This window comes from Microcella sp., assembly GCF_030645145.1.
In the GTDB taxonomy this organism is placed as follows: domain Bacteria; phylum Actinomycetota; class Actinomycetes; order Actinomycetales; family Microbacteriaceae; genus Microcella.
Genome location: NZ_JAUSMI010000089.1, coordinates 1 through 12933, shown reverse-complemented (window position 1 = coordinate 12933; position 12933 = coordinate 1). Strand labels below are relative to the sequence as shown.

Sequence of the window (12933 nt, the reverse complement as noted above, 5' to 3'; positions counted from 1 at the left end):
CGGCCCCCGCTCCCGCTCCGGCCCCCGCGACCGCGCCCGCCCCCTCGGCCCCGCAGCGCTCCCTCGCCCCGATGATCGCGGCGCTCGCCGTGGGCGCGCTCATCGGCGGCGCCGCGGGCGGCGGCATCGCGGCGTGGGCGCTCAGCGACCAGGGCGGGTCGGCCTCCTCCCCGACTGGCCCCGCCTCGGTCACCGTCAACGACCCGGAGGATGCCACGATCGTCACGGGCGTCGTCGCGAAGGCCATGCCCTCGGTCGTCACGATCCAGGTGGCGGGCGGCGGCGCGCAGGGCAGCGGCTCGGGCGTCATCCTGAGCGACGACGGCTACGTGCTCACGAACGCGCACGTCGCGACGCTCGACGGCGCGGCCGGCGACCCCAGCATCCGCGTCACGACCGCCGACGGTCGCCTGTGGGACGCGAGCCTCGTCGGCGCCGACCCGATCGCCGACCTCGCGGTCATCCGGCTCGAGGGAGCGACCGACCTGCAGCCGATCGAGTTCGCCGACTCCGACGACCTCAACGTGGGCGACCGCGCGATCGCGATCGGCGCGCCGCTCGGCCTCGCCGGTACCGTGACCGACGGCATCGTCTCCGCGCTCAACCGCTCGATCACGGTGCAGTCCTCGGCCGTCCCCGAGGTGCCGGACGCCCCGCAGCCCGAGGGCGAGAGCCCGTTCGAGTTCTGGAACTTCGACATCCCGGGGCAGGACCCCCAGCCCTCGAGGTCGACGACGATCTCGCTCGCGGTCATCCAGACCGACGCGGCGATCAACCCCGGCAACTCCGGCGGCGCCCTCCTCGACCAGGACGGCAGACTCATCGGCATCAACGTCGCGATCGCGACGGCCGGCGGGGGGCAGGGCGGCGCGGGCAGCATCGGCGTCGGCTTCTCGATCCCGGCGAACTTCGCGCAGCGCATCGCGACCGAGCTCATCGAGACGGGCTCGGCGAGCCACGGCCTCCTCGGCGCCACGGTCACCGACGCGAGCACGAGCGCGTCGAGCGACGTCGTCGGCGCGCTCATCGACCAGGTCTCGCCCGGCGGCCCCGCCGAGCAGGCGGGCCTGCGCGCGGGCGATGTCATCACCGAGTTCAACGGCGTGCCGATCACCGATCAGATCGACCTCACGGCGCAGGTGCGCGTGCTCGCCGCGGGCGACAGCGCCGAGCTCACCTACGTGCGCGGCGGCCGGAGCGAGACGCTGACGGTGACGCTGGGCGAGCTCGGCTAGGCAGTAGCCTCGGGACCTATGGCCGCTCCCTCGCTCCCCGGCGTGAGTTACGTCATGCCGGTGTACAACGAGGCGGCCTACATCGACGACGCGATCGCGAGCGTCCTGGCGCAGGTCTACGACGGCGACCAGGAGCTCGTGCTCGCGCTCGGCCCGTCGACCGACGGCACGAGCGAGCGCGTCGCCCGTCTCGCGGCCACCGACGATCGCATCCGCATCGTGCACAATCCCGAGATGGCCATCCCGATCGGCCTCAATCGAGCGATCCGGGCCGCCCGCCACGACGTCATCGTGCGCGTGGATGCTCACACCGAGCTCGACCCCGACTACACCGCTACGGCCGTCGCGACCTTGACCCGCACGGGCGCCGCGTCGCTCGGGGGTCTCATGGTCGCCTCCGGCCGCAGCCGCTTCCAGTCGGCGGTCGCTCGGGCCTACAACTCCCGGCTCGGGCTCGGCGGCGGCGCGTACCACGGCTCGGCGGTCGAGGGCCCGGCCGAGAGCGCCTACCTCGGCATCATGCGCCGCGCGGCGCTCGTCGAGGTCGGTCTCTACGACGAGGGGCTGCGCCGCGGGGAGGACTGGGAGCTCAACTTCCGCCTCCGCAGCGCGGGCCACGTGGTCTGGCTCGACCCCGCGCTTCGCGTGACGTACTGGCCGCGCGACACGTGGGCGAAGCTCGTGAGGCAGTTCGTCGCGACGGGCATCTGGCGCGGCGAGCTCGTCCGTCGCCACGGCGGCCGGCACCCGCTGCGCTACTTCGCCCCGCCGGCGCTCGTCATCGCGAGCGCGGCGAGCCTCGTCGTCCTCGTGCTCCAGCTGGCCGGGGTGCTCTCCGGGCCCGCGGCGATCGTCCTCGGGCTCGTCCACCTCGCCCCCGTCGCGTACCTGCTGCTCCTGCTCGGGCTCCTCGTCGCCCCGTCGAGCGGGCGCGCGCTCGACGACCGCGCGACCTTCGCTCTCGTCATCGCGACGATGCACGTCTCGTGGGGCGCGGGATTCCTGCGCGGCGTCGTCGTCGGCGCTCGCGACGCCGTCGACCGCTCGCGCACCGAGTCCTAGCCGACCCCCTCGCCCGCGGTGCGGCGGGCGCCGGCCTCAGCCGAGCATCCCCGCCGCGATCATGCGCGCGACGACGCGCTCGGCGGCTCCGCCGTCGTCGAGCGGGTTGAACCTCTCGCGCCACGCGGCGAGAGCCGCGGGGTCCGAGCCGGGCGCCCCCGTCGCGAGGTCGCGGAGCACGGCGAGGAGGGCATCCCGGTCGGTCACGACGGGCCCGGGGGCCTCGGCCGTGACGTCGAAGTAGAAGCCGCGCAGGTCGCGGCGGTAGTGCTCGAGGTCGGGCAGGAAGAGCACGAGCGGGGCATCCGTCGCCGTGACGTCGAACATGATCGAGCTGTAGTCGGTGACGACGACGTCGGCCGCGAGCAGGAGCTCGCTCATCGACGGGAACGTCGTGACGTCGACGAGCCCGGGCGCCGAGAGGTCGCGACCGAAGCGCAGCGTGCGGCTGTGCCCGCGCACGAGGAGGACGTGGTCGCCCGGCAGCTCGGCGAGAGCCGCCGCGAAGCCCGGCAGGTCGAGGAAGTCGACGATCTCGGTGCGGTCGTCGCGCCAGGTGGGCGCGTAGAGCACGGCTCGCTCGTGCGGGCCGATGCCGATGCGCGCGCGGGCGGCCCCGCGGTCGCCCGTCACGAGGACGTCGTCGCGCGGGTACCCCTCGACCCACACGGGCCCGCGGAAGCCGTAGGCGCGGCGCAGGATGCTCGCGGCGTACGGATTCTGCGCGAGAAGCACCGACCAGCGCGCGCTCTCGCGCCGCACGGCGATGCGCGTGCGCAGGCCGACGCGATCGCGGTCGAGGGCGAGGCGCTTGAGCATCGTGCCGTGCCAGGTCTGCAGCACCGACTGATGGGGGCGCGGGCGCCAGCGCTTGCGCAGCCAGTCGTTGACGACGAGCACCCGCGCGTCGGCGCGCACGCGCCACCACTCGGCCGAGCCCTCGACGATCGGTACGCCGCCCTCGGGGACGGCGACGGAGCGGTCGACGACCGACCAGTACCGCACGACGTCGGGCCGCACGCGCGCGAGCTCGCGGTCGATCGCGAGCGGGTTGCACGCGGCCGTCTGCGCGTAGAAGCTCTCGAGGAGCACCGCGCGCTCGGGCGTCGCCTCCCGGCGCCGGTACCCGGCCTCCAGGCGGCGCTGGGCCGCCGCCCCGCGCTCGTCGTCGGCGAGGGGCGCGCCGAGGGCCACGACGAGGGTCCCTCGATCGGCCATGACCTCGACGCGCATCAGAGGGGTGAGGGATGCCCGCGGCAGCTCCGCGGCGATCGTCGCGCGCGCGGTCGGCCGCGTCGCGCCGTCGAGCTCGAGCTCGAGCGCGTACGCGCCGCTCGGCGCCGGCAGCGGGATCGAGCCCCACCGCGCGACGAGCAGGGGGATCCGCGCGAGGAAGCGGTCGTCGAGCGCATCGAGCTCGCCGGGCAGGGTCTGACGGGGCCCGACGAGCGAGAGGCGCGCGACGCCGGCCGAGCTGCGCCCCTCGACGACGATTGACTCGTCCTCGACCGTCACGCGATCGATCACGACGGGGCGCTCGGGGGCGACGTCGAGGCCGGCGGGCTCGGGGCCCTCGCCGAGGAGCGTGAGGATCGCCGCGCGCACCCGCTCGGTCGCGCGGCCGTCGAGTCGGTCGACGTGCTCGTCGCGCAGCCACGCGGAGTGGGCGAGGGCGGCCTCGCGCTCGGCGCCCTCGTCGAGGGCGTCGTCGAGCCGCTCGAGCGTGCGCGCCCACGTCGTCGCGGGGTCGTCGCCGCTGAACTCGCGGTACGGGGTGTAGAGACCGCGCGACGACAGGTACTGCGCGAGATCGGGGGCGAAGAACACGCTCGGCACCCCCGCGATCGCGGCGTCGAACGCGATCGAGGAGTAATCCGTCACGAGCGCATCGAGAGCGGGCAGGGCGGGGGTCGCATCCCCCAGCCGATCGCGCCCCATGAGCCGGATGCGCGGCGACAGCGCCGGCCCCGCCGCGTACGAGCCCGCCCCGAGCGGGTGCGAGCGGATCAGCAGGACGGCGTCGGCGCGCTCGGCCCACTCGGCGATCGCGCGCCACTCGTCGTCGGTGGGGATGGCCGGGTCGGGCTCGCCGTCGCGCCAGGTGGGCGCGTAGAGGACGACGCGAGCGCCCTCGGGGAGCGGCCCCGCCGCGCCTTCGACGACCGCGCGCGCCGCCGATCGCCGCGTTGCCGCGTCGCCGCGCAGCAGAACATCGTCGCGCGCGTCGCCGAGCACGCGCACGCGCGAGGCGGGCAGGCCGAACGCCGACCGCACGCGCGCCGCGACGAGCGCGCTCGCGACGGGGAAGAGCGTGATGCGCGACGAGCCGGCGCGGTAGAGCCGCGCCATGAGCGCGCGGGCGCCCGGCAGCGAGCCGATGAGCGGAAGCCGCAGAGCGGCGCCCGTGTCGAGGTGCAGGCGCTTGAGGGGGATGCCGTGCCACAGCTGCACCACGACGGCACCGCTCGAGCCGTAGCGATTGACGTCGCCGAGGCCGTGCGTGACGACGACGACGCCCGCTCGCAGGGTCTCCCAGAAGCCGGGGATGCTCCGGGCCGGCACCGCGCGCATGCCGCGTGCGGTCGCCGCCGCGAGCTCGTCGTCGCTCGAGGCGAGCCACACGAGGCGCCGCTCCGGGTCGCGATCGCGGCAGAGCTCCCACAGGGCGAGAGCCCCCTCGCCGACTCCGATGCCCGAGCCGAAGACCCAGCGCTGCGCGTCCCGCGGAATCAGGCGCGCCGCGAGCGCGCCGAGCCCGTACAGCGGGGCGCGAGCCAGGGCGCGCGCGTTGCCGGCGCTGAATGTGAAGCGGGCCATCGCGGGCGATTCTTCCACGGCCGGGCGTCCAGCGAACAAACGCATAACGGTTGACCCCTGTTCGCGGGGTCGCGCCGATGGCGGAGACCATGATGGAGCAGTGAGCATTCTGAAGCAGCTGGGCACGGCGCGGCGTCTCGCGCGCAACATCCTGCGGTCGCGCCGCCATCGTGCGCAGCTCGCCGCACGACTCGCGACCGCGAAGCAGCCCGCCGCCGGGAGCGTTCAGATCGCCGTCTACTTCGCCGACACCCGCGTGAACCTCTACCAGATCCGTCAGTGGTACGCGCCGCTCGCCGAGCTCGCGACCGTGCATCCGGTCGCGATCATCGCCCGCAGCCCGGGGACGATGCTGACGCTCCTCGACGAGTCGCCCGTGCCGGCCGTGTACCTGCGCCAGGTCGTCGATCTCGAGCGGTTCGTCGCCGAGCAGCCGCTGCGGATCGTGCTCTACGTCAATCAGAACGCCAAGAACTTCCAGATGTTCCGCTACAGCCGCATGTGGCACGTGTTCGTCAACCACGGCGAGTCGGACAAGATGTACATGACGACGAACCAGTACAAGGCGTACGACTACGCCTTCATCGCCGGGGACGCCGCGAAGGAGCGCCTGCGCCGCAAGCTCTGGAACTACGACGTCGAGAGCAAGGCGATCGCGATCGGCCGACCGCAGGCCGACCACTTCGCGGGCGCCCTGCCGTACACCCCGGACGACCGCACGGTCGTCCTGTACGCCCCAACGTGGGAGGGCGACCGCCCCGCGGCGGCGTACGGCTCGATCGCGAGCCACGGCGAGGCGCTCGTCGCCGAGCTGCTCGCCTCCGGCCGGCACCGCGTGATCTACCGCCCGCACCCGCGCAGCGGCGTCGTGGACCCCGAGTACAGCGCGGCGAACGCGCGAATCGTCTCGGCTATCGCGCGGGCCAACGCGCTCGACCCGCGGGCGCAGCACGTGTTCGACGACGGCGCCGAGCTCGGCTGGCAGCTCGCCGCGGCCGACGTCGCGATCACCGACATCTCCGCGATGGTCTACGACCGGCTCGCGACGGGCAAGCCGATCCTCATCGCCCGACCCGCCTCGGCCGAGGCCGAGATCGACTCCACCGGCTACCTCGGCGACTGCGAGTGGCTCACCGCGGCCGAGGCCCGCGAGATCATCCCCGCGATCGACCGGGTGCTCACGAGCTCCGAGGCGCACGAGCGGCTGCAGCACTGGGTCGAGCGCTACTTCGGCGACACGACGCCGGGCGCCGCGACCGCGCGCTTCCATACCGCGGTCGAGACGCTCATGACCGAGTGGGAGCGCGCGGCGGCGCAGCACCGCAACGACCCCATCACGAGCGAGTCGAACCCGTTCGACGACGACATCGACGAGGACGCCGCGCCCGGCGAGGGCTGAGCGTCAGATCTCGAACTGCTCGGCGGCCTCGTCCGTCTCGCCGCGGCGCTCGATCGCGAGCCGCGGCACGCGCACCGGTCCGATGCGGCCGGCCTCCCGGATGACCACGCGGCGACCGGGGCGCGGCGTCCCGGGGGCGCGGGTCTCGATCTCGAGGCTCACGGGCCACATCACGGGAGCGGGACCGAACGCCTCGCGGGCGTTGCTGATGACCTTGCGCCCGAGGATGTGGTTGCCGGTGCCGCCGATCACCGCGCCGATGCCGAAGGGGATGGCGCGCCCGATGACCGTTCCGCCCTGCGTGACCGCGAAGCGGCGGACGAACGCCGTGCGCAGTCGGTCGGCGAGCGAGTCGAGCATGACGCGCGGCATGCTCTTGGTCACGAGCTCGCCCCAGTAGGCGGTGCGCGGCGCGCCGCCGGTCATCTGCTTCGCGAACTGCGTGACGAGGTCCTTGCCCGCTCCGCCGAGCATGAGCGCCATGACGAGGCTCTGCGCGCGCTCGGGGTCGTCGACGGCGATGCCGTGCACCTCGGTGACCGACTGCGCGAAGAGTGCGCTCGCCTCGAGGAACGCGACCGTCTCGACGCCGCTGAGGGTGAGGGAGGCGGCGAGACCGACGGCGGGCACGACCGCGGCGGCGCCGACGGATGCCCCGCTCGCGGTGACGAGCGTCAGGTAGTGCTTCTCCAGCATCCTGATCACCTCGTCGGGCGACGCGTTCGGCGAGCGGCGACGGATCCGCCGCACGTGCGCGATGACCGCCGGCCGCTGCGACGACATGATCGCCTGCAGCGCGCGCACCATGCGCGGGTCGGCCTGCTCGTGCGCGGGAAAGACGATGCGGGGCGTGGCGGGGTCGTGCGTCTCGTGACTCATGAAGGGGAACCGTAGTCCCTGTTGTACGCCGCGAGAACCCCCTCGATCGGCCCGTCGAGCTGCAGTAGGCCCTTGTCCAGGTAGAGGCCGCGCGTGCAGAAGCGCTTGAGGTCGCGCTCGTTGTGCGAGACGAAGAACAGGGTGCGCCCGCCCGCGAGCAGCTCGTCGATGCGCTGGTAGCACTTGTCGCGGAACGCCTTATCGCCGACCGCGAGCACCTCGTCGACGAGCAGGATGGGCTCCTCCAGGCGCGAGATGACCGAGAAGGCGAGCCGCACCTTCATGCCGCTCGACAGGTGCTTGTACGGGGTGTCGACGCTCTCGCGCAGCTCGGCGAAGTCGATGATCTCGTCGTAGCGCGCGTCGATCTCGGCGCGCGTCATGCCGTGCAGGCCCGCGGTGAGGTGCACGTTCTCGCGCACCGTGAGGTCGTCGACGAACCCGCCGGTGATCTCGATGAGCGGCGCGACCCCGCCGTCGACGTCGACGCGGCCCTCGTCGGGCAGCATGACGCCCGCGACGAGCTTGAGCAGCGTCGACTTGCCCTGGCCGTTGCGGCCGACGACGCCGATCGCCTCGCCCGCGCGCACCTCGACGTCGACGCCGCGCAGCGCCCAGAACTCGTTCGGTCGCGCGCGACGATTGCTGCCGGCGAAGAGGTCCTTGAAGCTCCGGCGGCCCCGGCGGTTGCGCCGAAAGCGGATGCCCGCGCCCTCGACGCGGATGACGACGTCGCCCATCAGATCTCCTTCAGCACGGCGCGGACCATGCGCCGGAAGACGAGGATGCCCGCCGCGAGCGCGACGAGGCTCATGAGCGCGGCGATCACGACCGCGAACGGCTCGACCTGGTCGGGGAAGAACGCCGCGCGGTACAGCGAGATGATGCCGGAGAGCGGGTTGAACGCCATCCAGACGTCGAGCCCGTCGGGCAGGTCGCTCAGCCCGTAGATGATCGGCGAGGCGTAGAAGAGGAAGCGCAGGACGAGCTTCACGGCGCGCTCGAGGTCGCGGAAGAACACCACGAGCGGCGCGATCATGAGCCCGAGCCCGAGGATGAGCGTCGCCTGCAGCACGATCGCGAGAGGGAGCCACAGCACGCCCCACGTGAGCTCGGCGCCGAAGATGATCGCGAACGCCGCGAGCACCGGGATGGCGAGCACGAACTCGATCCCCTTCGACAGCACGATCCGGGCGACCCACACGCTGCGCGGCAGTCGCGTCGATCGCACGAGCTTGGCGTCCTTGATGAACGCGCGCGTCGAGTCGCCGATCGCGCCGTTGAACCACGTCCAGGGCAGGAGCCCGGCGAGCAGGAAGACGATGTACGGCTCGGCGCCGATCGCGCGGTCGACGATCTGCGTGAACACGAACCAGTAGATGACCGCCATCACCAGCGGATCGAGCACGGACCACAGGTAGCCGAGGAACGACGTCGAGTACCGCACCCTCAGATCGCGGCTCGTGAGCAGCCACAGCGTCTGGCGGTAGACCCGGGCGGGGGTGCGCGGCGGGCGCGACGGCGAGGCGAGGGTCACAGTCGACAACGGTAGCGGCATCCCGCCCCCGCGGGCCGAGAAGGCGACCGCGATCGTGACGGCGGGCGGATGCCGAACGGCCCGCCCCCCGCCGGGGTCGGGCCGTTCGCGGTCGAGCGGGGGAGGGTCGCTCAGACGAAGAGGTTCGCGCGCTCCAGGTCCTCGGCGAAGTCGATCTCGACGGCGTAGAGGTCGGAGATGTCGAGCGGCTCGACGCGGAGGCCGTTCTGCTCGATCGCGAGCTCGATGCCGCGCTCGAAGTAGTCCTGGTCGGCGACGCGCTGCAGGTGGTGGATGAGCGTCGCCTTGTCGGCGGACGAGACGTAGTTGATGCCGACGGCCTCGCCGAGGCCGCCGACGACCTGCTTCGAGAGCTCCTTGATGAAGCCCTCGGCGTCGACGGTGTACTTGACCTCCTCGTCGGAGACCTTCGAGGTGTTGACGCTCACGAACGAGCGGTCGGCGTGCACGAGGGTCGCGGCGCGGACGAGCGCCTGCGGGTCGAAGACGACGTCGCCGTTCATCCAGAGCACGCCCTGCGATCCGGTCGCCTTGAGGGCGCGCAGCAGGCTCTTGGAGGTGTTGGTCTGGTCGTACTGCTCGTTGTAGACGTAGTTGACATCGGGGAAGGCGTCGATGATGTGCTCGAGCTTGTACCCGACGACGGTCGTGATCGTGGCATCGGTGCCGAACGCGGCCGCGATGTTGTCGTGCTGCTGCTGCATGATGGTGCGGCCGTCGCTGAGCTCGGTGAGCGGCTTGGGCAGCGAGCGGCCGAGACGGCTGCCCATCCCGGCGGCGAGGATGACGATCTGCGTGGTCATGAGACCTCCTGTGTCTTCAGTGCTGCGCAGGCTCTCGACGATCATGCTCCCGTATCGGGGGATCGGTCGGTGAGTGTTCACCGAACGGTCAACTGCGCGCTGTGGATCAGACACTCCGTTGTGCTGGAGCGAGTTTACCGGCGAATGCTCCGGATGGACAGGAATCGCTCCGCTTCCGTTGCGGGATCGTGATCGTCCGTCACGATCGTGGAGGGCGGGGGGCGACGGGCTCGGCCACATTGCTAGCGTGGACTCGTGGATTCCACTACGCCGCCCTCGACCAGCGACGCGACCTCCGACGCGGAGGCGGAGCGCGCGCCCGCGCCGAAGAAGGCGACGGCGAGCAAGCCTGCGACGAAGAGCAATCCTGCACGAAAGCCTCCGGCGAAGAAGCCGTCGACGCGGAAAGCGGCGGCGGTCACTCCTGCCGCGCCCGCGGCACCACCCGCTCCCGTCGTGCTCGAGGTCACCGGCCTGCGCAAGCGCTTCGGGCGGACGGTCGCCGTCGACGGCATCGACCTCGCCGTGCGCAAGGGCGCGATCTTCGGATTCGTCGGCCCCAACGGCGCGGGCAAGACCACGACCCTGTCGATGATCACGGGCCTCCTGCGGCCCGACGCCGGCTCGGTCGTCGTGGGGGAGGCCGACGTCTGGCGCTCGCCCGACGCCGCGAAGCGCGTCCTCGGCGTCCTGCCCGACCGCATGCGCCTGTTCGACCGGCTCACCGGAGCGCAGATGCTGTACTACTGCGGCGTGCTCCACGGTCTCGATCGCGAGACGGCGCGAAGCCGCTCGGAGGATCTCTCCCGCGCCCTCGCGCTCGAGGGCTCGCTCGACCGCCCGGTGGCCGACTACTCGATCGGCATGATCAAGAAGGTCTCGCTCGCGGCCGCGCTCATCCACTCGCCACGACTGCTCGTGCTCGACGAGCCCTTCGAGGGCGTCGACCCCGTCTCGACGGCGCACGCGATCGACCTCCTGCGCTCCTACGCCCGCGCGGGCGGAACGGTCGTGCTGTCGAGCCACAACATGGATCTCGTCGAGCGGGTGTGCGACTCGGTGGCCGTCATCGTCGGCGGGAGCATCCTCGCCAGGGGGACGCTCGAGGAGGTACGGGCCGGGTCGTCGCTCGAGGAGCGATTCGTCGACCTCGCCGGCGGGCGCAGCGCGGTGGAGGGGCTCGAGTGGTTGACGACGTTCTCCGACTGAAGCTCGCTCTGCTGAGCTCGGCGTTCCGCGGCCCCCGCCGCCTCGCCCGGACGGCCGTCGTCGCGCTGCTCGCTATCGGATTCACCGTCGCCGTCCTCGAAGCCGCCGCGCAGTTCCGACCTGACGACGCCGGGCATCGGGCAGGGCTCGTGGTCATCGCGAGCATCCTCGCCCTCGCGATCGCGATCAGCCCGCTGACCTCCGGTCTCGGCTCCGCGCTCGAGCCGCGCCGCTTCGCGCCCTTCCCGATCGCTCCCGGTCGGCTCGCCGCAGCCCTCGCGGTCGCGGGCGCCCTCGGCCTCCAGGGGCTCATGGCCGTCGTGGTGGTCGTCGCGATCGGGATCGCATGGGGCGGCACGCCCTTCGAGGGCGCAGCGGTCGGCGGCGGCCTCGCCGGCGCGGTCGCGGTCATCCTCACCGGGCAGTTCCTCGTCGCGGTCGCCGCGCAGCTCGCCATCGCGCCGACGGCCGCGCGCACGGTCGCGCTCTTCGCCCGCGGGCTCGTCGGCCTCGGCGTCGCCGCGGCGACGACGACCGCGCTCGTGGTCGAGCGCGGCCGCGACGACGCGCGCGTCATCGAGATCGGCGCGTTCCTCGCGTCGACGCCGCTCGGCCTGCCCTGGGCGGTGGCCGGGAGCGACGCCCCCGCCCTCGCGGCGCGGATGCTCGGCGCGCTCGCCCTCGTCGCCGCGCTCGCGATCGGGTGGCGCGTGCTCGTCGGACGACTGCTCGAGGCCCCCGAACGGCAGCGGTGGATCCCGCGATCGCGCGGGCTCGGACTCTTCGACCTCGTCCCGGCGACGCAGGGCGGCGTCATCGCCGCGCGGAGCATCCTGTACTGGACCCGCGACCCGCGCTACCGGCTCGCGCTCGTCGCCCTCCCGGTCGCGCCCGCGCTCATGATGATCGCGCTCGCGATCGCGGGGATCCCCGGGCAGTACCTGTGGCTCATCCCCATCCCCGTCCTCGCGCTCTTCCTCGGGTGGTTCAGCCACAACGACGTCGCGTACGACCACACCGCCGTGTGGCTGCACGTCGCCGCTCACGTGCGGGGAGCCTCCGATCGCTGGGGGCGCGCGGTGCCGCCGCTGCTCCTCGGAGTGCCGCTCGTCGTCCTGCTCGCTCCCGTCTTCGCCGTGTGGTCGGGCATCGAGGGCGTCGAGCCGGCGCTCCTCGGCACGAGCCTCGGACTGCTCCTCACCGGCATCGGCGTCTCGAGCGTGGCGTCGGCGGCGGCGCCCTACCCCGCGCCCCGGCCGGGAGCCGGACCCTTCGATCAGCCGCCCCTGACCGCCGCGACGGCCGGGTGGTCGCAGGGGCTCTCGATGCTCGCCATCCTCGTCCTCATGGCGCCCGCGCTCGTCACCGCATGGCGGGGGATCGAGGGCGAGCCCGAGCTCCTGCCCATCGCCGCGCTGGCGGGGGTCGCCACGGGCGTCGTGATGCTCGCGCTCGGCGTCCTCATCGGCGGCCGGGTCTTCCGCCGCCGGGCGCCCGAGCTGCTCGACCTCGTCCTGCGCACCTGATCCCCGACGGCGAGCGCGGCGTAGAATCGCCGCATGGCGACGACCGACGACACCGGAACCGGCGGAGGGCTCGACGTCCTCGACCGCGAGCTCGAGAAGCTGCTCAACCAGGAGCAGCTGGAGGACGGCGACCACGAGCGCTTCTCCCACTACGTGCCCAAGAACAAGATCATGGAGTCGGCGCTCACCGGGAAGCCCGTGCGCGCGCTGTGCGGCAAGAAGTGGACTCCCGGGCGCGACCCGGAGAAGTTCCCGGTCTGCCCCGCGTGCAAGGAGATCTACGAGAAGATGCGCGACGCCTAGGTGTAGTGCCCAGGCACGTTGTTTAAACGTGTGAAGGGCGGGAGCTTTCCGACAGCAGTGTGGGGCCGGTGCTGATTGTAGAAGTGCAACCAGGCCGGCAGTGCTGCCCGTCGCGCGGACTCGGACCGGTAGTGGCGTGAAT

General features: G+C 72.6%; 12 protein-coding genes. 6 read left to right on the top strand and 6 right to left on the bottom strand.

Annotation, left to right across the window (positions count from 1 at the left end; genetic code table 11):
- A partial coding sequence (locus Q7T15_RS05985) for a S1C family serine protease (protein ID WP_304694284.1) occupies positions 1-1235 on the top strand: 1235 nt, incomplete at its 5' end.
- Positions 1236-1253: 18 nt separating this feature from the next.
- The gene (locus Q7T15_RS05980) at positions 1254-2297 is read left to right on the top strand and encodes a glycosyltransferase family 2 protein (RefSeq protein WP_304694282.1); all 1044 of its coding nucleotides are present in this window, start codon (positions 1254-1256) and stop codon (positions 2295-2297) included.
- Positions 2298-2333: 36 nt separating this feature from the next.
- On the opposite strand, the gene Q7T15_RS05975 is transcribed toward Q7T15_RS05980, so the two are convergent.
- Complete coding sequence (locus tag Q7T15_RS05975; RefSeq protein WP_304694280.1) at positions 2334-5114, bottom strand: CDP-glycerol glycerophosphotransferase family protein; 2781 nt, start codon at positions 5112-5114, stop codon at positions 2334-2336.
- Positions 5115-5214: 100 nt separating this feature from the next.
- On the opposite strand from Q7T15_RS05975, the gene Q7T15_RS05970 reads away from it, so the two are divergent.
- The gene (locus tag Q7T15_RS05970; protein WP_304694277.1) at positions 5215-6513 is read left to right on the top strand and encodes a CDP-glycerol glycerophosphotransferase family protein; all 1299 of its coding nucleotides are present in this window, start codon (positions 5215-5217) and stop codon (positions 6511-6513) included.
- Between the two features lie 3 nt (positions 6514-6516).
- On the opposite strand, the gene Q7T15_RS05965 is transcribed toward Q7T15_RS05970, so the two are convergent.
- The 4 genes from Q7T15_RS05965 to Q7T15_RS05950 all read right to left on the bottom strand — a co-directional run bounded on the left by Q7T15_RS05965 (position 6517) and on the right by Q7T15_RS05950 (position 9753).
- A complete protein-coding gene (locus Q7T15_RS05965) occupies positions 6517-7392 on the bottom strand; it encodes a hypothetical protein (protein ID WP_304694275.1) in 876 nt (291 codons plus the stop codon).
- A complete protein-coding gene (locus tag Q7T15_RS05960) occupies positions 7389-8132 on the bottom strand; it encodes an ABC transporter ATP-binding protein (RefSeq protein WP_304694273.1) in 744 nt (247 codons plus the stop codon). The genes Q7T15_RS05965 and Q7T15_RS05960 overlap by 4 nt, the downstream gene beginning before the upstream one ends.
- A complete protein-coding gene (locus Q7T15_RS05955; RefSeq protein WP_370689109.1) occupies positions 8132-8950 on the bottom strand; it encodes an ABC transporter permease in 819 nt (272 codons plus the stop codon). Before Q7T15_RS05955 ends, Q7T15_RS05960 begins: the two co-directional genes overlap by 1 nt.
- A gap of 110 nt (positions 8951-9060) precedes the next feature.
- Positions 9061-9753, bottom strand: coding sequence for a phosphocholine cytidylyltransferase family protein (locus Q7T15_RS05950; protein WP_304694269.1), 693 nt, complete (start codon positions 9751-9753; stop codon positions 9061-9063).
- A 255-nt stretch (positions 9754-10008) separates the two neighbouring features.
- Here Q7T15_RS05950 and Q7T15_RS05945 point away from each other — a divergent pair, with 255 nt between their 5' ends.
- The 3 genes from Q7T15_RS05945 to Q7T15_RS05935 are packed head-to-tail and all read left to right on the top strand — an operon-like array spanning position 10009 to position 12791.
- On the top strand, positions 10009-10962 hold the full coding sequence (locus Q7T15_RS05945) for an ABC transporter ATP-binding protein (protein ID WP_304694267.1): 954 nt from the start codon (positions 10009-10011) through the stop codon (positions 10960-10962).
- Positions 10938-12488 (top strand): hypothetical protein, encoded by a 1551-nt coding sequence (locus Q7T15_RS05940; RefSeq protein WP_304694265.1) that lies wholly within the window; start codon positions 10938-10940, stop codon positions 12486-12488. The genes Q7T15_RS05945 and Q7T15_RS05940 overlap by 25 nt, the downstream gene beginning before the upstream one ends.
- A 33-nt stretch (positions 12489-12521) precedes the next feature.
- Positions 12522-12791, top strand: coding sequence for a DUF3039 domain-containing protein (locus Q7T15_RS05935; RefSeq protein ID WP_304694263.1), 270 nt, complete (start codon positions 12522-12524; stop codon positions 12789-12791).
- On the opposite strand, the gene Q7T15_RS05930 is transcribed toward Q7T15_RS05935, so the two are convergent.
- Positions 12788-12933 (bottom strand): integrase core domain-containing protein (locus Q7T15_RS05930; protein ID WP_304694285.1); only part of this gene is annotated, 146 nt, incomplete at its 5' end. The two genes, Q7T15_RS05935 and Q7T15_RS05930, sit on opposite strands and share 4 nt — an antisense overlap.

What these genes read in the sequence shown, in the direction of transcription:
- Q7T15_RS05980 (WP_304694282.1), top strand. Translation starts at nt 1,254, where the DNA reads ATGGCCGCTCCCTCGCTCCCCGGCGTGAGTTACGTCATGCCGGTGTAC.
- Q7T15_RS05975 (WP_304694280.1), bottom strand. Translation starts at nt 5,114, where the DNA reads ATGGCCCGCTTCACATTCAGCGCCGGCAACGCGCGCGCCCTGGCTCGC.
- Q7T15_RS05965 (WP_304694275.1), bottom strand. Translation starts at nt 7,392, where the DNA reads ATGAGTCACGAGACGCACGACCCCGCCACGCCCCGCATCGTCTTTCCC.
- Q7T15_RS05960 (WP_304694273.1), bottom strand. Translation starts at nt 8,132, where the DNA reads ATGGGCGACGTCGTCATCCGCGTCGAGGGCGCGGGCATCCGCTTTCGG.
- Q7T15_RS05955 (WP_370689109.1), bottom strand. Translation starts at nt 8,950, where the DNA reads ATGCCGCTACCGTTGTCGACTGTGACCCTCGCCTCGCCGTCGCGCCCG.
- Q7T15_RS05950 (WP_304694269.1), bottom strand. Translation starts at nt 9,753, where the DNA reads ATGACCACGCAGATCGTCATCCTCGCCGCCGGGATGGGCAGCCGTCTC.
- Q7T15_RS05935 (WP_304694263.1), top strand. Translation starts at nt 12,522, where the DNA reads ATGGCGACGACCGACGACACCGGAACCGGCGGAGGGCTCGACGTCCTC.